Here is a 20,078-nt window from a genome sequence, read left to right as displayed (position 1 = left end):
TTCTTTATATTAATCAATTTGTATCATAAAATCAGATATAGATCGGCGTACTTTTTTGTCTTTTGATCTACTGTCATCTTGATGTCTATGTCCAATTGGAACAGCGATTATTGGTACAAGATTTAATGATTTTAAATCTAATATTTCAATATATTGGTCTACTGAAAACCCTTCCATTGGACAGGCGTCTAAATCTAAAAGTGCTGTGACATTTAATAAATTACCCAAAGCAATGTATACTTGCTTCTCCATCCAGTGATTTTGTTGTTCAATCGGCATTGTTAAAATTGAACGAACCATCATGTCTCTGTATCCAATTAGTTGATCTAGTTCTATTTGTCGCGTTTTAGAAATGTTTTGAACATAAGCGTTTATTAATGCTTCACTAATCTTTACTTCACGACAAATAATGAATAAATGGGAAGCTTCGTCAACTTGTTTCTGTCCGTATGATGCGCCGACTAAAGCCTTTCTTTTTTCTTTGTTTTCTACAACAACTACTTTCATTAATTGTAATCCGTAGGATGTTGGGGTGAGTCTAACAGCTTCAATAATTGATGCAACTTGCTGTTCTGTTAATATTTTTGTTGAATCGAAGGATTGCGTTGCATACCTTTGACGAAGCGAAGAGATTATTTTGTTTTCCATATTTACTGTGCATATCCTTTAAAAACAGTCAAATTGACACCAGTATTAGTACAAATATACATCGCTTTGAAGCGATTTTAGTAGGCAATATTAAAAAAAAGAAAATTTTACGGTTAAAATCAATCTGCTTCGTCTAATCTAATGAGATTTAGGTTATATTTGCGTTTTGATAATTTAATAGTATACAATGGCAGACTTGGTAAGATATTCAGATGCTGATTTGCTCGAATTCAAAGAGTTGATCGAAGCGAAATTAGTTGAAGCAAAACTTGATTTAGATTTATTAAGAGGACAGCTCGATCACAGTGATGATCACGGTACTGATGATACTGGAAGATCATTTAATATGATGGAAGATGGGTCGGAAACGATCTCTCGTGAAGAAATGGCACAATTAGCTGTTAGACAAGAGAAATTTATCCAAAACTTGAAAAATGCCTTAATTCGTATTGAGAATAAAACTTACGGAATTTGCAGAGTTACTGGAAAACTTATACAAAAACAAAGATTGAAGTTAGTTCCTCATGCTACACTTAGTATTGATGCTAAGAATGCACAAGGATAAAGACTTACACTTTGGGACGGAAAGTAATCATAATAATCACATCGATTTTAATTGTTGACCAAATTATAAAAATTTGGATCAAGGAATCCTTTGCCCCATATCAAACTAAAAATTTGATTTCTGGATTTTTACAATTGTATTATGTAGAGAATAAAGGAATGGCATTCGGAGCAACTTTAGGTTCTGGTGCTTTTGCAAAATATACCTTGTCGCTTTTTAGATTAATTGTGATTTCTGGAATTATATTCTACCTCAGAAAAATCATAAAAGAAAAAACGGCGCCATTTGGAATGGTTATCGCCGTTAGTCTTGTTGTTGCTGGTGCAACTGGCAACTTAATTGATAGTGTTTGTTATGATTTGATTTATTCGATTGATCCTAATATTACGTGGAATTTAGCAACGGATGCCAACAATCAATTTATAATGGATCCAGAAACAATGTATCCTAAATTAAGACCGCATGGTTTTTTATTGGGAAGTGTTGTGGATATGTTCCAGTTTACTACTGTTTGGCCTAGCTGGATGCCGACTTTAAATTTAACTTTACCGAGTTGGCTTGGTGGAGCTGAATTGGTAGATATCAAAGCTGGTAAAGAAATTTTTAGTGCAATATGGAATCTTGCTGATTTCGTAATCTCAATTGGTGTTGGCTTAATTCTAGTTAAGTACAGAAAATATTTTGGTCAAACAACCAAATCAAAAAGCGATGTTGAAGAAGATTTAGCTGTTGCAGAACCTTCTGCAGGTCAAGAATAATAGAATCTTATTTAAGATTCTCAAGTGCTAAAATTAAGCCTTCTTCAGTAGGTGAGTCAGCAATAATCAAATTTCCTTTTAAATTCAATTCCTTATAAGTATTTGCAGTAGTTTGCCCTATGCTAATTATTTGTGCATGTGACGGAATGGTATTGTTCACCAAATAACTTTCTAAATTGGAAGGACTTGTGAAAATCATCGCATCGAATGCCATATCAAAAAATACGGAAACAAAATTTGTTTTGTAAGTAACCCAAGCTAAGGTTTGATGCGTTTTACTAATTACTTTTAGGACTGATTTTTTAGAGCGTTGACTGATGGGAAGAAAGATCGTATCATTAATGTTTAGCGCTTTTTGAAAACATTTTGCAATCTCTTCAGGGGAATGTGATGCTTCACCTATAAAATCGACTTTAATGCCTCGTTCTATTATAGGTTGTGCTGTGCCAATACCTAAAACACCAATTTTTTTAGCAAGTATTTTATAGTTGTTTAAATAGGCGATTGCGCCTTTTGGAGAACTGAAAAAGATCCAATCTGTTCGCGGTATTTTTAAGTCAAGTACTGGTACGATTTTAATTAATGAATGTGCAATAACATCAAAGTTATTTGATGTTGCCCACGAAATAATTTTAGAATCAGCTGTTAATTCCCGGCTGATAAACAACTTCTTAATCATCCCACTCTTGCATTAAATCTTCTACTATGATCTCCGCAATTGATTCGTTGTTTTCAAATTCATAAACATTAACCCGCGCTTCTGTGTCTTTGTCTAAAGCATAAGAAGTATAAACTTTCCAACCTTCATCTTGTCGAACAGCATAGGCACCTAAAGGTAATTGGCAGCCGCCATTAAATTTGCGCATGATTCCACGTTCAATAGCTATACTTTCTGCTACGTCGGTATCGTGAATTGTGCTTAATGCTTCAATAATTGCTGTATCTTCATTTCTGGTCTGTAAGCCTAAAACACCTTGAGCTGGTGCCGGAATAAATTCGGTTGGATTTAATTTAACCGTTTTAAATTCTGATAAATCAATTTTTAGTCTTCCAACTCCGGCTTGAGCAATCACAATAGCATCGTAATTCCCTTGGCGTAATTTATCTATTCTAGTTGGAACATTACCGCGTAAATCTTTTATCTCAAAATCGCTGCTATATCGCATTAATTGCGTTTTTCTTCTCGCTGATGAAGTGCCAATAATCGCATTTTTAGCAACCTTTAAATGTTCTTCTTCTACATATGCCGATTGATTGATAATAAGCAATTCACTCGGATCTTCACGATAAGAAACTGCTCCAATAGTCAAGCCGTCTGGAGAGGTTGTCTCTAGATCTTTATGTGAATGAACGGCCAAGTCGATTTCTTTTGCCAATAGAGCTGCTTCAATTTCTTTTGTAAAAAAACCTTTGCCTTCCATTTTGTCAAAACTCAAATCTTGAATTTTATCACCTTGTGTTTTGATGATTTTAATTGTGATGGTATGACCTAATTTTTCCAATTGATCTTTTACATAATTGGCTTGCCATAATGCCAAATCACTGCCTCTTGAACCGATGTTTATCTTCATTTTTTATCTTCATTCATTACCAAGTCTTTTGCCATTAACATTGGTACACTTACATATTTCTTTTCCATATAATCCAAAATTCGATCAAGCGTTGCTTTTGAATCTGAATCTAATTGTTCTATTTCGTTCGAAAAAACTTCATTAATAGCTGTCGACCTGATGGCTTTAATTTTTTTAGGGATATGACTTAAACGTATTTCCATTTGGCGCAGTTCGAACCGTTTTTTAAACTCTTCCAAAGCATTAAAAATAATCTGTCTTACTTTTAAAAGCTCTTTTCTACGCGCATTTAAATGTCCCTTTGCAATAACTTGTAAAGTTTCTATTGATATATAATCTGTCGCATTCAACTCAACAACCTCGTTCGAAATGTCTTGTGGGATGGCCATATCAATGAGTGTATGTTGATTGGTATCTCCTTTTAGTAATTCTTGATAGATAGGTTGATCGATAACGGCTGAATTGGCGCCAGTACAACTAATTAAAATATCAAAAGATTGGTTGTGATTTTTTAGTTCACTTAATGGATACGCTTTCAAATTAAAACGTTGCGCTAATTCTTCTGCACTTGATAATGTACGGTTGTAAATAGATATGTTTTGATAACCACCTTCGACTAGAAAACGTACCATTTTTTGATTCGTTACCCCCGAACCAACAATGATAATAGCGACATCCTTAGGATGATTTTTTTCTAAAAAAGCTTTAAACGCTAATGAAACAACTGAAACGGATTTATGTGAAATAAATGTCTCAGTATATACTTTTTTGGCTGTTTCTATTGTATGTCGAATGATAAGACGGATCGTATCACCTGATAATTTATTGGTTCTTGCAAATTCAAAAGCGTTGCGAACTTGTGTAATAATTTCCCGTTCACCCAATACCATTGAATCGAGTGAGCATGCAACTTCAATTAGGTGATTTACTGCATTAATACCGCTCCAAAATTTGGATTTATTCGCCATTTCGGCTGAAGTTTCTACTGTCCAATCGGGGTGAAAAAATTGAATAAGGCGAGTGGTAAATTCATTGTCAAAGTCTTGATCTCGAACAAAAGCAATTTCAACTCTATTACACGTTGATAAATACATAACTTCTGTAAGACCCAAATAAACTTTTAAGGCACTCATTCTTTCCACAACCGACTCGCTTTCGATGTGGAAATTGCTTAATCCTTCTAATCCTATACTTGAATGCGTAAATGCAATTACACCAAATTTCTCCATGTATCCTTAATGATGGCACAAATTTGCCGAAATATTAAAGTCGATTTGTCACAGTAATGTCATGGAATTAGTTTTTTAATTAATAATGATTTTTATCATAGTTTTTGCTGCATGTCTATTTGTTAAGGATCTGTTCAATAAATAAACATGTTTACTGAATAGGTCAAAACACCCTTAAAGGGTTTTATTGCCGTTTATCCTTTATTAAAGCTTTAAATTGATGTTTATTACTCACTTTTTAGCAACATTTTAAACATGTCTAACAAAGCTTCTAATCATCTTTTTGAACTTATTAAGAGTTTAAATAAATCAGAAAAAAGGTATTTTAAACTTTTTTCTTCGCGACATACTATCGGCGAGGAAAACGGTTATCTGCGGTTATTCGATTTTATCGATAAGATGGATGAATATCAAGAAGATTTGATTTTTATGCACTTTAAAGGACAACCATTATTGAACAAGTTTTCAATTACAAAAGGTCGACTTTATCAGAATATATTGCGAAGTCTTGATTCATTCAATACCAACAATTCTAAAGAAGCGCAAATTTATCAGCAATTACACAGTGCTGAAATTCTATTTAATAAAGGCTTATATAAGCAGGTTGAAAAAATATTAAATAGTGCTGAGAAACAGGCTGTGAAATATGAAATGCATCGCATCCTTCTAATTGTTCTAGATAAACAAAAAAGATTGGTGGAAAAAGATCTTTATGCAGATATCAAAACAGAATCTATTCATAAAATGTGTGCCAAAGAGGCAAGGGTAATTGATGAAGTTTCAACTCAGCAATTTCTGTGGAAGATTAAAAGTTTATTGTTTCACGAGATTAATACAAATGGGAATGTAAGGAATGAGAAAGATACAATTAAGTTAAGGCAATTAATAGATGAAATTCCTGAATTTGAAATCGAGACCTATAGTGTTAAGACAAATTATTTATACAATCATATTAAAAGTGCTTATTATTTTTCTGTAAACGATTTACCTTGTTCATATCATCATTTAGAGTTGAATTTAAAGGCAATTGAAGGGGATAAAAGTATTTTTAATGATGCCCCGAATATTTATTTTTCCGTTCTGACAAATTTAATCTACGTGTCAACGCGATTAAAAAAGTTTGATATCGCAACAGATTATTTGAATAAATTGAAGGAGCTTATGCCGAAGGAAAATGAAAGTTCTAATTTAGACTTGAACATCAAATACTTTTCGAGCTGGTGCAGTCTTCAATTGTTTTTATTTACAGAAAAAGCAGCATTCCAAAAGGCGATTGATCTTATTCCAGAAATTAATCATGCTTATCAGCTTTATGGCGATCGAATTAATAATTTAAGAAAAGCATATATTGATTTTAAAGTGGGTATTGCTTATTTTTCAATAGGTGAATATAACGAGGCTTTGTCATGGATCAACAAGATTCTAAATGAAGAGAAAATAGATAGTAAACAAGATATCTTTTGTTTTGCTCAGCTGATTAATCTATTAATTCATTACGAATTGAAAAATGATAGATTCTTACCGTATGCTATTAACGCAACAAAACGATATTTTAAGAATAGAAATCTGATTTATAAATTTGAAACTGTCTTCTTAAAGATGATAAGCCAAATTTCTAAAACGAATGATGTATTTGATAGAGAGGAAATATTAGTCCCGTTGGCGAAAGAGTTGGAAGCTTTAAAGTTGGATCCGAAAGAACAAGTTGTGTTCGAATATTTTGACTTTCATACTTGGGTAAAATCTAAAATAGATCGGAAGAAATATGCAGCGCTTAAATTGGTTGAAGCAGAAGGGTAATTAGTTATTTTAATAAGGTTACATGACCACCAATTAATACTGGTAATCCTGTGTCAAATTCGTAATAAACAATTCGCCATAAGTAAACCCCATCAGGAGCCAGTTGACCATTATTATAGGTGCCATCCCAAAAAGCATCAGCTTCATAAGATTCATGTAATAACTCCCCCCAACGGTTGTAGATATAGAAGGAGAAAGGAACACTTTCATAGAAGATTGGCTTAAAAACATTATTGAATCCATCACCGTCGGGTGTGAATGCATTGGGAACAATGACTGGAATAACGGGTGTAACTGTTAGTTTTTGGTAAGATTGGTCGGTACAACCATATTCGTTTGTTACGATTTGTATTGGATAGTATACACCAGGCTCTTTATAGTTGTGCCAAACATTTGGCTCTGGAGAATAATCTCCATCTTGAAAATGGTACCATTTTTCTACAGCGTCAATAGAGTGATCTGTAAAGTAAAAATCCGCATGGTATTCGTCCTGTTCTTCTGGTGAAACGGAGAAAGCTGAAGTAGGACTAGGAAATACTTCAACTAGGTTCTCTCTGATCAATGAAAGGGTGTCTATACATCCAGAATCTGTCCAGATGGTTAAAGAGACGGTAAAAACACCAACTTCATCATAAATATGAGTAGGATTAAATAAAGTAGAGGTTGCTCCGTCGTGGCCAAAGTCCCAAAAACTAAAAATTGGGGTATGCGCAAAAGAAGCATTCGAAAACTTTGCCGTATACGGTACACATTTTAATTCGTCAGGTAAACTAAACATTATGGTAGGTTCCGCAAAGACAAATATTTCTTTAGTGACCGTTGCTGCACAGGTTTCAAAATTAATTCTGAACGTTACATCTTGCGCGCCAGAGGTTGTAAATACAACATCATTCACATCTTTTGTGTCGGCAGTTGGTGGTGATGTGAATTCTCCGAAATCCCATGTAAAGGTTGTTCCTTCATCCGGAAAAACACCGTTGCCTACAAAATCAAAACTATTATCTGTAATACATTGTGGATCTGGTACCTCAAAGTCTATTTCCAAGGTTTCGTACACAGTAAATGTTCTGATACTAGTGTCAGTACATGGCCATCCTGGATTGACAATTAGCATCACGTCAAAGGAGCCTGGTCTTGGAAAAGTATAGGTAGGTTCAAATTCATCACTAATATCGGTGTCTATTTCTGGTACACCAAAATCCCATTTATAAAAATCGCCACCCCAACTGTCATTTTGAAAACTAATTTCTAATCCATCACAAAACGATCGATATCCAGGTAATTCATTTTGTCGAACAATATTTGCGTCTAATTCAATATCACAATTCAGTACTTTGAATAAAAAATCACGTCTCGAAGTCGATATTAATTCTCCATCTCGATATTCTTTCACGCATACACCAACAACATATAGCCCTGGGGATTCGGGATGTATAGTTAAAAGTCCTGATGAAGGATCAATAGATAGGTCGCCTGCGCCGAAAGGATCGTCCGCTGAAAATCCTCCGCCCCAAATTACAAGATCGTATGGTGGCGGACTTGCTGGGTCTGGAGCAGGAGCAATACTCGTTGCTCCCTGGTAGGGCGCGCACAATTCGTAAACCAATTCATCGCCATCTGGATCAATCGCTGAATGATCAAAATCAATTTCTTGTCCCGCACAAATTACCAATGGTGGATAATTAATAAATCGTGCACTATTATTACATGCTGCTAAATCGTTTGGTGGAATTTCAACAGTTAATGTTAAACCTTGTTCTCCGGCATCTAATAAATTAACGACGGCAGGTCCTCTACAACAACGCTGATAAGCCAATAAATATCCGTTTGCTGAAGGGGGGAGGGTAACTTCTTGTGTATAAGTAGACTGTTCTACACAAATATCTCCAGGTAAGGTAATGCATGGGTTGTCTAGAACGGCATCAATCAAACGGCTACCGGGAAAAGGGATGCCAAAATTCCCAATTTGTACGTTGGATCCATTGAAAATTGTAACGGGTAAAATTCGATCGTATTCTGCACCATCTGATAAACAATCTCGATAAAGTACGACTGTTATTTGATATCGATTTCCTCCTAAACAATCATAATACATATCACCTCCTACAATATGAGAAGCATTGGCATTGAGGCCAAAAAATAGCAGTATGTAAAGAATTCTTTTCAAAGCAAACTAATGTAATGATTTTAAATTGCTTATCAAAAACCATTTATTTAATGGTAGTGATTAGTGAGCAAGCACCTTAAAATTGATACACTGCACCCAAAGAAAAACGTAGTTCGTCCAAATAAATGGGATATGTATCAGATTGATGACGTCCAGATATATAACGTAGTTGTGCAAAAATGTTTATCTTTTCAGCAATTGGATAATTAGCACCAACTATTCCAGAAATTAATGGGTTAATTGTTTTTTGATAATCAATCTCACCGGTAGATACATCTGTTACACCATATTCAGATGATTGTGAATAAGCAATGCCTCCTTGTATACCAACGTATGGGATTATTTTTTCAAAAGGTAAATTATAAAATACGCCTAAATAGGCTTGGTGGTTAATTTGAAATCTAGGTCTATCTCCCCATGAATCAATAAAATAATAACCGTCTAAACGAATTTGAAATTTTTTTGATGGAAGATTTAAGCCAACAAAAGCATTGGCTTGCAATGTTTGCGTATTCTCAGTGATAAGTCCGCCTGATATTCCTGCTCCTATGTCTATTTTAAATTGGTCAGTTTGAGCATTTCCGACAATGGCTGATACGCAAATTAATAACAATAAACTTAAGCGAGTTGGAGTATTCATTGTGTGTGTATTTCTTAATAAAAGGGCTAGCTGACGATTTGTCGTCTGGCAATAAAACGCAAATTTAGTCGAATTATTTTATCGTTTTGATTGTTGTGATTTATAAGCATTAACTTTACCTAAAAAAAACGCAGATGTCTACAAATCTCTATGATTTTTCGTTCAATTTACCGAATAATAAACCGTTTGATATGGAATTATTAAAAGGTAAAGTAGTATTAGTTGTAAATACAGCAACTCAATGTGGATTGGCTCCGCAATTTGAAGGTCTAGAAGAATTGCATTTAAAATATAAAGATAAAGGGTTGGTGATTTTAGGATTCCCTTGTAACCAATTCGGTAAACAAGAACCTGAAACGAATGAAAGTATGGTGCAAGCTTGTGCTATTAATTTTGGAGTAAGTTTTCAGCTTTTAGAGAAGATTGAGGTGAATGGTAAAAACGAATTGCCCCTATTTACTTGGCTTAAAGCGAATACCAACCATTTTTTATTTAAAAAGATTAAGTGGAATTTTACGAAGTTCTTAATTGATCAAAATGGAATGCCTGTTAAACGGTTTTCTCCAACCGCAAAACCAAATAAAATTGAACCGCTAATTCAAGAATTAATAGGATAATCTTATCGAATTTAGCTTAAAACAAGGTATTTTTGTGCGGCTTTTAAATCGTAATTATGAGTAAAGGATACAGAAGATTAACTTGGATTACATTAATTTTTATTTTCCTAGTAACACTTGCGGGTAGTATTGTACGTACAACAGGATCAGGAATGGGGTGTCCAGATTGGCCAAAATGTTTTGATCAAATAATTCCACCTACTTCAGCTGATCAATTACCTGATAATTATAAAGAAAAGTTTGTAGAAGGACGGAAAGAAAAAGTTCAAAAATTTGCTGGTGTCCTAGAATCAATTGGTTTTACTGAAAAAGCAGAGCAATTGCGAAACGACCCTAACCTTTGGCACGAAGAAGATTTTAACGCAGCACGTACTTGGACAGAATATGGAAATAGATTGGTCGGTTTTGTAGCTGGTAATCTTGTGCTTATCCTCTTTATTTGGACACTTATAAAGTACCGCAACCATAAATTATTAGTCTTGTTGACTTTTTTAAACTTGATTTTAATGGGGTTTGAAGGTTGGTTAGGTTCAATTGTTGTCGCAACAAACCTCGTCCCTTGGACAATAACCTTACACATGTTCTTTGCCCTGATTATAATTGGTATGCAATTTAAAATTATTCATTTGGCTGAAGAGAACCCGGTTGAATCAGAAGAAAGCCAATTGTTTAATTGGTTGTGTTATTTCGCATTATTCTTAACTTTTATTCAAATTATTTTAGGTGCTCAAGTAAGACAAGAAATCGATTTTTTAGTGATGGATGATGTTCATCGAGCGGATTGGATCGCCACAGTTGGAAGGGATTTCCTTTTCCATCGATCTTTTTCTTGGGTTATTCTTACCGTTAATCTTTTTATTTGGTGGATTAACCGTAAAAAACAATTAGGTTTTAACTTAATTAATATTATTGTAATGATTTTAATTCTTGAATTTATAACAGGTGTTTTGTTTTCTTATGCGAATATGCCAGCGATAATTCAACCATTGCATTTATTATTGGCGGCAATTTTAATTGGAATTCAGTTTTATTTAATTAACAAGCTAAAAATCAGGATAAAATAAGTTTTAGTTCGTTTTATACTGATGCTTTAAAGTACTTTATAAAATTTTAGAAAAAAAAACTGTATTTTGAGAAATAGATTTAGAAAAAGGAGTACTTTTGTCCCCACTTTCATCTGAAGTTAGAGATATGATATTGAAGAAAATAGTTTTACGTACAAATGATGGGTTTAGCCAAGCCATTGAAGAATGGGCTAAAAACAAGAATATTGAAACATCATTTTTTGATGGTAAGGAAAGCTTATTCGATACGGTAGATTCTCTTGTGATTTTACACGAAGATCACAATATTTCGAAAGACGTTAAGGAATTGAGAGATGCACTTGAAAAATTGCATAAATCAACGCACCAAATTGATATCAATGCAACAATGAATGCCGCTGTAGCTTCATTGCGTTTCTGGATTGAGAACAATAAACCAAAAAGTGTACTATTTGTTGGGAATGATAACCTAACAAAAAGCCAAAGATTTACAGATTACCTAGAGAAATTAGGCGCAGTACTTTAATTGTAAAGCATTACGACTTTTAGTTGAAAAACAATTTAGTCAATTTTAATATAGATTTATTTAAAACCTGGTAATTCATAGATTTATCAGGTTTTTTTATGCCCTAATATTTCTTTTAGCGCTCTTCAATTATAACTTGTAGCTTGTTGTTCTGATGGCGAGATTATGCGCTTTAGAAGTGCGTTATAATAGGTTTGATTAAATAACTATCCACAAGGTTCATTCATAAAAAAAAGCCCTGAATAAACGAGTTATTCAAGGCTTTTTAAATCTAAATATTTCTGTACCCTTATGGATTGGTTCAAATTATTTCTATTTGTTCCGGTCCAATTGAGATAATTATTTTACTCCAAAAACTTCAATATCAAATATTAATGTCGACTTAGGAGGAATAGAAGAACGACCATTTTCACCGTATGCTAACCAGTAAGGAATGATTAATTTAATCTGTCCACCTACATCACACATTGGTATTCCTTCGTCCCAACCTTTAATTACTCGACCTTGACCAACTTGACATTGAAAAGTTTGTCCTCTGTCAACTGATGAGTCGAATTTATTGCCGTCTAAAAAGGTACCAGTATAATGTACTTCAGCAGTTTTGTTTTTTGCTGGATAGACACCGTCTCCTTTTTTAATGATTTGGTACATTAAGCCTGATTCAGTTTGTTTAGCTTCTGGGAATTTTTTAATCATTTCTTCATAAAAAATACCATTGCGTTCTGCTAATATTTTTGCTTCAGCTTCCTTTAATTCAGTAACCTTAGTTGAGAATGTTTTTGAAGCTTTGAATTTTTTAGCTGCTTTTCCAACACGAATAATTTCAACTTTTTCCATGGCATCGCCTTGCTCAATTTTGTCAACAACTTCTTGACCAGTAACAACATGTCCAAAAACACTGTGCTTTCCATCTAAATGTGGCGTTGCTTTATGTGTAATAAAAAATTGACTTCCATTTGTGCCAGGACCAGCATTGGCCATTGATAAGATTCCAGGTCCTTTATGTGTTAATGAAGTATCAAATTCATCTGGAAATGAATACCCAGGTCCGCCTGAACCCGTGGCTGTAGGGTCACCCCCTTGAATCATGAAATTTGCAATTACTCTATGAAAAGTTACACCATCATAATAAGGTTTAGAAATTTCAATTGTATCATATTCAAGATTTCCTTCTGCTAAAGCAACAAAATTAGCAACAGTTATTGGCGTTTTTTCAAATTCTAATGCCAACATAATTTCTCCTTTTGTTGTTGTCATTTTCGCATAAAGTCCATCTTCTAGATCCTTTTGTGCAAATAGACCAACACTCGCAAATAAGAGTGCGCTTAATAGTAATTTCTTCATAATTATAATCTGTTTTTGTACAAATATACAAATAACATGCCTTTTATTAAGTCCGTTTCTATTGCAAGACTGGCAAATAGCACATTTCACAAAAAGGATATTCAATTCATGATATTTCAATTAAATTTGTAGTGATGATATTTCTAACAGGGAGCACAGGTTTATTAGGGTCGCATATTTTGGTTGAATTACTAAAACGTGACAAGAAAGTTAAGGCTTTAAAAAGGCCAACTAGTAACTTGTCTAATGTTAAATCAGTATTTGCGCATTTCTTTAAGACAGATGCTGAAAACAAATTCAATCAAATTGAATGGGTGGATGGCGATGTTTTAGATATTGTTTCATTAACTAATGCCATGCAAAATTGTACAAGTGTTTATCATTGTGCTGGCCTCGTTTCTTTCGTAAAAAGAGACTTTAAAAAGTTAATGAAGGTCAATAAAGAGGGGACCGCAAATATCGTCAATACTTGTTTGGCTGTAGGGATTAAGGAGCTGTCATATGTTAGTTCAACTGCAGCGATTGGTCGATCAACAGAGAAGCTTTTTTACGATGAGACCAATAAATGGGTCACAGCGCGCGACAATTCTAATTATGCCGTTAGTAAATATAGCGCAGAAAACGAAGTTTGGCGCGGAGTGGAAGAAGGATTGAATGTTGTTATTGTTAATCCAAGTGTGATTCTGGGTGTTGGTGACTGGAATGATAGTTCGCTGAGTTTGTTTAAGGCAATTAAAAAAGGACTCAAATTTTATACACCAGGAGCAAATGCTTTTGTTGATGCTAGAGATGTGGCTTTTTGCTTGAGTGAATTAACTGATCGAAAAATTTATAACGAAAGATTTTTGGTAATCTCTGAAAATTTAGGATACAAAAATTTGTTCGAATTGATGGCAAATGCCTTTCATGTTAAAGCACCTAGTATACTTACAAAACCTTGGATGGCTCAAGTAGCATGGCGTGTTGAAGGTGTTTTGAATTTTTTATTCAAGAAAAAACAGAATATTACCAAAGAAACGGCACATAGTTCAATGCATACCACAAAGTATTCGAATGATAAAATTAAAGCAGCTATAGCTCATGAATTTATTCCAATCGAACAGTCAGTGAATGATGCTGTTGTTTATTTTAAGAAAGTTTATTAGGTTAAAGAAAAGTTCTGTAGCGTAATAATAGCAGGTCCAATAGTGTCATTACTTAGTGATTTTTATCATCCACTAAAACCTTGTCCTCCATAGTCTCAGCGAAGGAAAAACCGTTATCCACTATTCACTATCCTCTAACAACTACCTTCTTGCTTGTTTAAAAACGGGAACTGCACTACAAGGCTCTCCAAACATTAAGCTTTTTACTGTTGGCATTAACTTTTTTGTCAATTCAACATAAGCTTTATTCGGGTTTGGAATGGTTGAGCATCCCTTAACCATAACGCGCTTGGCATTTAAATCATCTATATTCCAATTGGCAAGGTTTTGGAAAAATAACTCTTCCTCAACAACTGCAATATCGCCAAAAATAACTTGCTTCGCTTCCGATAACTGTGTCATCAATAACATGTACGACCATGCCGGTATAATAGCGTCGTTCGAACAGTATAAATGTACTATTTGATCATTGTATTGACTCCAGTCGTTGGTTTTAACCCAGTCGCGAAAATCCTTTTCTTTCAATACCAGTTCTTCCCACAATAAATCCTTTAAATCAATACCAACAATGTTCGATTTATTCACAAAGCTTTTCAAATCGATCTGTTCAATTTGAGCACCCGCTACCTTATTTACTATTTCCTCTTCCATGTTTCAAAGTTAACTTGATTTGCTAGATTCTCAAAATAAAAATTGGTTAAAGGACGAATTTTGGTTGACTAGTTTTTTACCGCTCAGAGTAATAATTAATTATCTTCAATGAATAGGAATTGTTAAAGCAATTCATTTGTGGGGGAACATATCAAATAAAAAAAGCCCGGACACCCTACATGAACGGACTTTTAAGTTATGAAGAAAATTGCTGATGTCGATATTGTTGATCTAAAATATCAGCTTTAATGAGGAGTGACTAATTCCACCAATTAAATACGTCACAAAGGTATGGATAACATTATGACGGCTGATTAAGAAATTATTGCGTTATCCTTAAACTCAGGTTAAAAATTAGGACTTATCTTTACAACATGAAATTTAACGAATACCGTATTTCCAAAGAATTAAAAGCCAATCTTGAAAAGATGGGATTTAAACGTCCAACAGACATTCAGTTTAAATGTATCCCTAATATTCAAAAAGGAGAAGATTTATTGGCGATTGCCCAAACCGGTACCGGTAAAACCGCTGCATTTGCTATTCCAATTATAGATAAAATTCAATTTTCTCGTAAAAAGGATGGTATTAAATGTATCGTCATGGTGCCAACTAGAGAATTAGCTATTCAAATTACTGCGGTATTTCAAGAATTAGGTAAAGGCACAAAAGTAAAATCATTGTGTGTTTATGGCGGTGTTGAACAAGATCCGCAAATTCAAAAATTAGAAGCGGGTATTGATGTGTTGGTAACAACACCAGGTAGAATGTTCGACTTGGTTAGTCAAGGGCATATTACTTTAGATAAAATTGAAACATTAATCTTAGACGAGGCGGATCAAATGCTGAATTTAGGATTTTACAAAGATATCGTTGATTTGATTCGTTTTTTGCCAAAAAACAGGCAAACTTTGTTCTTTTCTGCAACAATTGATCAAAAAATTAAAAAATTGGCCTATTCTTTAGTCAATAAGGCAGCAATTAGAATTCAAATTTCACCTAAAAATCCAGTTTCTAAAAATGTAACCCATGCCATAACATTTGTTGAAATGGATGACAAGCGTTTTTTCTTAGAGCGGATCTTGAAAGAAAGTGAGACTTTAAAATTCATGGTTTTTGTTCGAACAAAAGTGCGGGCAGAAAGAGTGAAGGCGGCAATGGAGCGTGTTGGAATAGTGGTGGGTACAATTCATGGCGACCTAGAGCAAAAAGATCGTGAAATAGTATTGAAAAAATTCAAAACAGGTGAAGAACGTGTTTTAGTAGCAACAGATGTCAGTGCACGTGGTATCGATATTCCAGATGTTGATTATGTGATTAATTACGACATGCCAGATCAACCTGAAAATTATGTGCATAGGGTAGGTCGAACGGGGCGTGGAAGAAATAAAGGGCAAGCCTTGTCATTTTGTAGTGAAGGAGAACGTGTATTATTAAAAGGTATTGAAGAATATATAACAGTGCCAATTGAAGTTTTAGAGGCAGACAAAAAATTGATCAATGAAACTATTCTGTTTTCAGATGATGGTACCAATAATTGGAAAGCTTTGATGCAAAAAGATGTCGAAGAGAAAAAATTGAAGCGTAAGAATAATAAGAATAAAAAGAAATAACTAAATCAGTGACCAAGGTAATTCTTTGCCTGTAGGCTGGCGAGCTTCATTTTGATCCTCTGCGTTTTGCTCACATGCAATTAAGCTGGTGAAAGCAAGTGTAATTAATAAAATTCTTCCTGATTTTTTCATCCTAAATAATATGCTTATTCAATTGTATGACGCTTTTATTCCTTTAAAAGTTACAAGGTAAATAATTATCGTCTTAAATCAGTGATTCCGCGTTTGGTTTATCCTTTCATTTAAAGTTTTTTATGATTTGGAGCTTCCCCTTCCCGTTTGGTCAGGGTCGGGCTTTACGCACTCGCCTCCAGTTGGGGGCTCAAACAATTGCTGCAATCCCTAAGCCAGTTCAGTTTTACCAATCTATCTTAATTTAAATTCGACACAAAATAAAACTCCGGTAAAGTTTTTAACTCTACCGGAGTTTACCGATTTACAAAATAAAACTTAACATTTAGCAGTAAAATCTTGGTATTATTTCTTTACAATTTCTAAAACTTGTTCTTGGTAAGCCGTATTTACTTTTACAAAGTAAAACCCGTTTGCTAATTCAATTAAACTCACATCTGTTTTATTAGTTGCTGTTCCGTTTATCAAAACAGCACCATTAATACCAATAATTTGGTATGAAAAGTTACCTTCAGTTTCAATCGTTAATTGATCAGATGTAGGGTTAGGGTAAACAGATAAATTCAATTCATCATTATTAGTAACACTTGCAAAACGATTAATCTCAATTGAGCTTGTCGCAGAACATTCGTTTTGATCCTTAACAACTACGTTATAAGTGCCGCTTGTTAAGCCTGTTAAATCTTGCATGTCGTCAAAATCACCAGTTCCATCATTGTCCCAGTCGTAAGTATAAGTAGGGGTTCCATCCTCAACTGTTAAATCAATTGCTGCGTCATAACCTGCAATTTCGTGTGTTAAAACATAAGAAATTGTTGGAGCGTCAACTACTTCTATATTAATTGAGTAATTACAATCAGCATCATCGTCGCTTGTTGCAGTATAGGTAACAAGACCTATTTCAGTTGGAGTAAATGGTTCTCCGTTAATAACACCGTTGTCCCATGTAATCGTGCCGCTACCTGAAGCGTCCAATGTAAATGAAGTCCCAAGACAAATAGTAGTTTCAGTAGCCGTAACAGTAAGGGGAGTACAAACAACTGTAATAATAACCTGACCATTTCCTACACCTATACCAGCACTATTAGATTGACTAATTCCGCTATTGTAAGATCCGCCGCCGCCGCCGCCATTAAATCCGCCACCAAGAGGTTCTCCTCCTGCACCGCCGCCACTGTAGCCACCGCCACCGCCACCGCCAACTGCGCCGCAACGACCATTTCCGCCGCCACCGCCGCCGAATCCGCCAGGTGCTGCGTAATCATCACCGCCACCACCAGTACCTCCTGCGCCACCATCTAATGGAGTTTGACCACCAGTTGATAGATTTGCACATCCATGTGTTGTACCATCACTACCTGAAGTCAACCAGCCAGCACCACCACTTGCGTAAGTATCAGTTGTAGGTGTTGTTCCACCATTACCACTAACTCCTCCGCCATCAGGCATTTCATTTCCATTTGTTCCGCTTTCCATAATTGAAGCGTCAATACCTGAAAAGGCAAGGCCTCCTATATCTGTATATCCGGTTCCACCGCCACCACCAGCAGCAATTAATAATATGTCATCCGCTGTCTTCCAAACGAACGATCCTCCACCTCCACCACCAACAAATTGTGCTGTAGCGCCTTCTTCACCGACTAAAATGTTTAATGTTTCACCGGGTGTTACACTAAATGTACCAACCATTTGTGCGCCTTTACCAGGATTTGCTGCATCTGCAACAGTCGTATTGTTTCCACCTTTAGCCCCTGTTGAAGAGATTTGAATTGAGGTTACGCCGTCAGGAACTATATAGGTTTGAATAGTACCAGTGTAGTCGTAAGTCACTTCTTGTGCATTTGCATTAAAATTAGCAAAAACTAGTCCGGCTATTAGAAATGCGCTTTTGAATAATTTTTTTTTCATTTTGGGTATTATTGTTATAATTGAAAATTAAAAAAGGCTGACATATTTGCATCAGCCTTATAAATAGATTTATTTTTTTACAATTTTTAGTATGTTTTGTTTGTTCGCTGCGTTTACTTTTACAAAATAAACACCGTTTGCGATCTCATTCAAACTAATTCTTTCCATATCATTTCCAGCACCGTTGATTATTGCAGCGCCATCCATTCCAATAATTTGGTATGAAAAGTTACCTTCAGTCTCAATTGTTAATTCGTCTGAAGTTGGGTTAGGATAAACTGATAATGTCAATTCATCGTTATTTACAACACTAGCAAATTTGTTAATCACAATAGAACTTGTAGATGTACATTCGTTTTGATCTTTAACAGTTACAACATATGTTCCACCTGTTAATCCAGTTAAATCTTCTGCATCATCAAAGTCGCCAGTTCCATCTATGTTCCAATCGTAAGTATAAGCCGGAGCTCCGCCTAAAACTGATAGATTTATTTCACCATCTCCACCTGTTACTTCGTGTACTAATGAATAATATATTGCCGGAGCATCTAATACATTGATGTCTATAGAAAATGCACAATCACCAGCATTATCACTCGTTGCTGTGTAAGTTGTGATTCCTAAATCTGTTGGTGTAAATGCTGTACCGTTTACAACTCCATTGTCCCATGTGATTGAACCAGTACCTGAAGCGTCTAGTGTGAAAGATGTACCGAAACAAACTGTTTCAGCTGAAACCGTTACTGTAAGCGCATCACATGTACTGATAATGATTTGTCCATTTCCAGTATTTCCTACTGAATTTTCTTGATCTAAACCAGAATTGAATGAGCCAGCACCTCCTCCGTTAGCAGGAGAATGGTATGAACCACCACCGCCAGAATAACCACCGCCGCCACCGCCGCCTTGGTTTCCACCTGCGCCACCGCCACCGAATCCTCCAATACCAACACCACATCCACCGCCGCCTGCACCACCTGAAAGGTATGAGAAACCACCATTACCACATTCTCCATTCGCACCGTTTGTGTAAAATCCACCGCCGTTACCAGCATGAGGAAGTCCTCCAGGACCAGGTAAGGTTGCTCCATTTCCGTCTAGGCCACCATAACCAAATTGCGTTAAGTAAGCTCCGTCTAATCCATTTTCTTCACTATATCCGTCATTGCCTGCTTCACCAGTATTGGCATCAATTCCTGGGGTAGTTACTATAGCTACTCCATCCCAAGCACGTCCTCCTCCGCCACCTGCAATAATCAATGGTTCACTAGCTGAATTTACAACAAAGCTTCCGCCTCCGCCTCCAGATCTTCCGGCGTCGCCCAATCCTTCGCTACCAACTAAAATATTTAAGACTTCACCAGGGGTTACTTCAATATCTCCAATCATAATGGCGCCGAGTCCACCATCATTTGCTCCTTGTGCACCGCGGGCTTCAATGTTTATTACTGTAACTCCTGCTGGAACTGTATATGTATCGATAGTGCCAGAATAGTCGAATGTTGTTATTTGTGAGCTTGCAGAAAATCCTGCAATCATAAAACCTCCAAAAATGAAAATTTGTTTTAAGTAGTTTTTTATCATAATTCGTTTTTTTTGTCAAATTTATCTTTTCATGATGCTTGGTCTTTATATACTTTATGAAGACCGTTTTTTCTTTATGAACTGCATTTTTATTGAATCGAATAACAGATTGTTAAGCTCTTTTTTTAGGAAGGGTT

The 20,078-nt window shown here is 35.2% G+C and carries 19 protein-coding genes; 8 read left to right on the top strand and 11 right to left on the bottom strand.

The annotated features are described in order from the left end of the window. Positions 1-9 precede the first annotated feature (9 nt). On the bottom strand, positions 10-648 hold the full coding sequence (locus T367_RS0111800; RefSeq protein WP_027420031.1) for an NAD(P)H-dependent oxidoreductase: 639 nt from the start codon (positions 646-648) through the stop codon (positions 10-12). A 187-nt stretch (positions 649-835) separates the two neighbouring features. On the opposite strand from T367_RS0111800, the gene T367_RS0111795 reads away from it, so the two are divergent. Together T367_RS0111795 and T367_RS0111790 are read left to right on the top strand one after the other, a co-directional pair. Next, the gene (locus T367_RS0111795) at positions 836-1,213 is read left to right on the top strand and encodes a TraR/DksA family transcriptional regulator (RefSeq protein ID WP_027420030.1); all 378 of its coding nucleotides are present in this window, start codon (positions 836-838) and stop codon (positions 1,211-1,213) included. Between the two features lie 11 nt (positions 1,214-1,224). Next, positions 1,225-1,971 (top strand): signal peptidase II, encoded by a 747-nt coding sequence (locus T367_RS0111790; RefSeq protein ID WP_027420029.1) that lies wholly within the window; start codon positions 1,225-1,227, stop codon positions 1,969-1,971. 7 nt (positions 1,972-1,978) lie between these two features. Here the strand turns inward: T367_RS0111790 and T367_RS24705 are convergent, their stop codons facing one another. The 3 genes from T367_RS24705 to hemA are packed head-to-tail and all read right to left on the bottom strand — an operon-like array spanning position 1,979 to position 4,771. Beyond that, positions 1,979-2,650, bottom strand: a complete 672-nt coding sequence (locus T367_RS24705; protein ID WP_035843481.1) for a uroporphyrinogen-III synthase — start codon at positions 2,648-2,650, stop codon at positions 1,979-1,981. Then, positions 2,643-3,542: a hydroxymethylbilane synthase gene (hemC, locus tag T367_RS24700; protein ID WP_051568515.1), complete on the bottom strand. Its 900-nt coding sequence runs from the start codon at positions 3,540-3,542 to the stop codon at positions 2,643-2,645. The genes T367_RS24705 and hemC overlap by 8 nt, the downstream gene beginning before the upstream one ends. Further along, the gene (hemA, locus tag T367_RS0111780; protein WP_027420028.1) at positions 3,539-4,771 is read right to left on the bottom strand and encodes a glutamyl-tRNA reductase; all 1,233 of its coding nucleotides are present in this window, start codon (positions 4,769-4,771) and stop codon (positions 3,539-3,541) included. Before hemA ends, hemC begins: the two co-directional genes overlap by 4 nt. Before the next feature lie 255 nt (positions 4,772-5,026). Here hemA and T367_RS0111775 point away from each other — a divergent pair, with 255 nt between their 5' ends. Next, positions 5,027-6,571, top strand: coding sequence for a hypothetical protein (locus T367_RS0111775; RefSeq protein ID WP_027420027.1), 1,545 nt, complete (start codon positions 5,027-5,029; stop codon positions 6,569-6,571). A gap of 4 nt (positions 6,572-6,575) precedes the next feature. Here T367_RS0111775 and T367_RS0111770 read toward each other — a convergent pair whose 3' ends face one another. Beyond that, the gene (locus T367_RS0111770) at positions 6,576-8,738 is read right to left on the bottom strand and encodes a PKD domain-containing protein (protein ID WP_027420026.1); all 2,163 of its coding nucleotides are present in this window, start codon (positions 8,736-8,738) and stop codon (positions 6,576-6,578) included. A 76-nt stretch (positions 8,739-8,814) separates the two neighbouring features. After that, positions 8,815-9,378: a hypothetical protein gene (locus T367_RS0111765; protein WP_027420025.1), complete on the bottom strand. Its 564-nt coding sequence runs from the start codon at positions 9,376-9,378 to the stop codon at positions 8,815-8,817. 134 nt (positions 9,379-9,512) lie between these two features. On the opposite strand from T367_RS0111765, the gene T367_RS0111760 reads away from it, so the two are divergent. The 3 genes from T367_RS0111760 (at position 9,513) to T367_RS0111750 (ending at position 11,564) form a co-directional block, all read left to right on the top strand. Further along, the gene (locus T367_RS0111760; protein WP_027420024.1) at positions 9,513-9,995 is read left to right on the top strand and encodes a glutathione peroxidase; all 483 of its coding nucleotides are present in this window, start codon (positions 9,513-9,515) and stop codon (positions 9,993-9,995) included. Between the two features lie 56 nt (positions 9,996-10,051). After that, complete coding sequence (locus T367_RS0111755; protein ID WP_027420023.1) at positions 10,052-11,059, top strand: COX15/CtaA family protein; 1,008 nt, start codon at positions 10,052-10,054, stop codon at positions 11,057-11,059. 127 nt (positions 11,060-11,186) lie between these two features. After that, on the top strand, positions 11,187-11,564 hold the full coding sequence (locus tag T367_RS0111750; protein WP_027420022.1) for a hypothetical protein: 378 nt from the start codon (positions 11,187-11,189) through the stop codon (positions 11,562-11,564). Between the two features lie 339 nt (positions 11,565-11,903). Here the strand turns inward: T367_RS0111750 and T367_RS0111745 are convergent, their stop codons facing one another. Next, the gene (locus tag T367_RS0111745; protein WP_027420021.1) at positions 11,904-12,821 is read right to left on the bottom strand and encodes a peptidylprolyl isomerase; all 918 of its coding nucleotides are present in this window, start codon (positions 12,819-12,821) and stop codon (positions 11,904-11,906) included. Positions 12,822-13,042: 221 nt separating this feature from the next. Between T367_RS0111745 and T367_RS0111740 the strand changes: the two genes are divergently transcribed. Further along, on the top strand, positions 13,043-14,053 hold the full coding sequence (locus tag T367_RS0111740; RefSeq protein ID WP_027420020.1) for an NAD-dependent epimerase/dehydratase family protein: 1,011 nt from the start codon (positions 13,043-13,045) through the stop codon (positions 14,051-14,053). A gap of 141 nt (positions 14,054-14,194) precedes the next feature. Here T367_RS0111740 and T367_RS0111735 read toward each other — a convergent pair whose 3' ends face one another. Continuing rightward, a complete protein-coding gene (locus T367_RS0111735; protein WP_027420019.1) occupies positions 14,195-14,704 on the bottom strand; it encodes a DUF2480 family protein in 510 nt (169 codons plus the stop codon). 374 nt (positions 14,705-15,078) lie between these two features. On the opposite strand from T367_RS0111735, the gene T367_RS0111730 reads away from it, so the two are divergent. Next, entirely contained in the window at positions 15,079-16,317 is a 1,239-nt protein-coding gene (locus T367_RS0111730) for a DEAD/DEAH box helicase (protein ID WP_027420018.1), read from the top strand. Here T367_RS0111730 and T367_RS25485 read toward each other — a convergent pair whose 3' ends face one another. The 3 genes from T367_RS25485 to T367_RS25475 form a co-directional block, all read right to left on the bottom strand. Next, entirely contained in the window at positions 16,318-16,449 is a 132-nt protein-coding gene (locus T367_RS25485) for a hypothetical protein (RefSeq protein WP_262485459.1), read from the bottom strand. It abuts the gene before it with no gap. 345 nt (positions 16,450-16,794) lie between these two features. Continuing rightward, complete coding sequence (locus tag T367_RS25480) at positions 16,795-18,357, bottom strand: T9SS type A sorting domain-containing protein (protein WP_051568514.1); 1,563 nt, start codon at positions 18,355-18,357, stop codon at positions 16,795-16,797. A gap of 69 nt (positions 18,358-18,426) precedes the next feature. Further along, positions 18,427-19,941: a T9SS type A sorting domain-containing protein gene (locus T367_RS25475; RefSeq protein ID WP_051568513.1), complete on the bottom strand. Its 1,515-nt coding sequence runs from the start codon at positions 19,939-19,941 to the stop codon at positions 18,427-18,429. Between the last annotated feature and the right edge of the window lie 137 nt (positions 19,942-20,078).

Source organism: Crocinitomix catalasitica ATCC 23190 (assembly GCF_000621625.1).
GTDB lineage: Bacteria > Bacteroidota > Bacteroidia > Flavobacteriales_D > Crocinitomicaceae > Crocinitomix > Crocinitomix catalasitica.
Note: the sequence above shows the minus strand (reverse complement) of the source record. Positions and strands in the feature narration are given on the sequence as shown.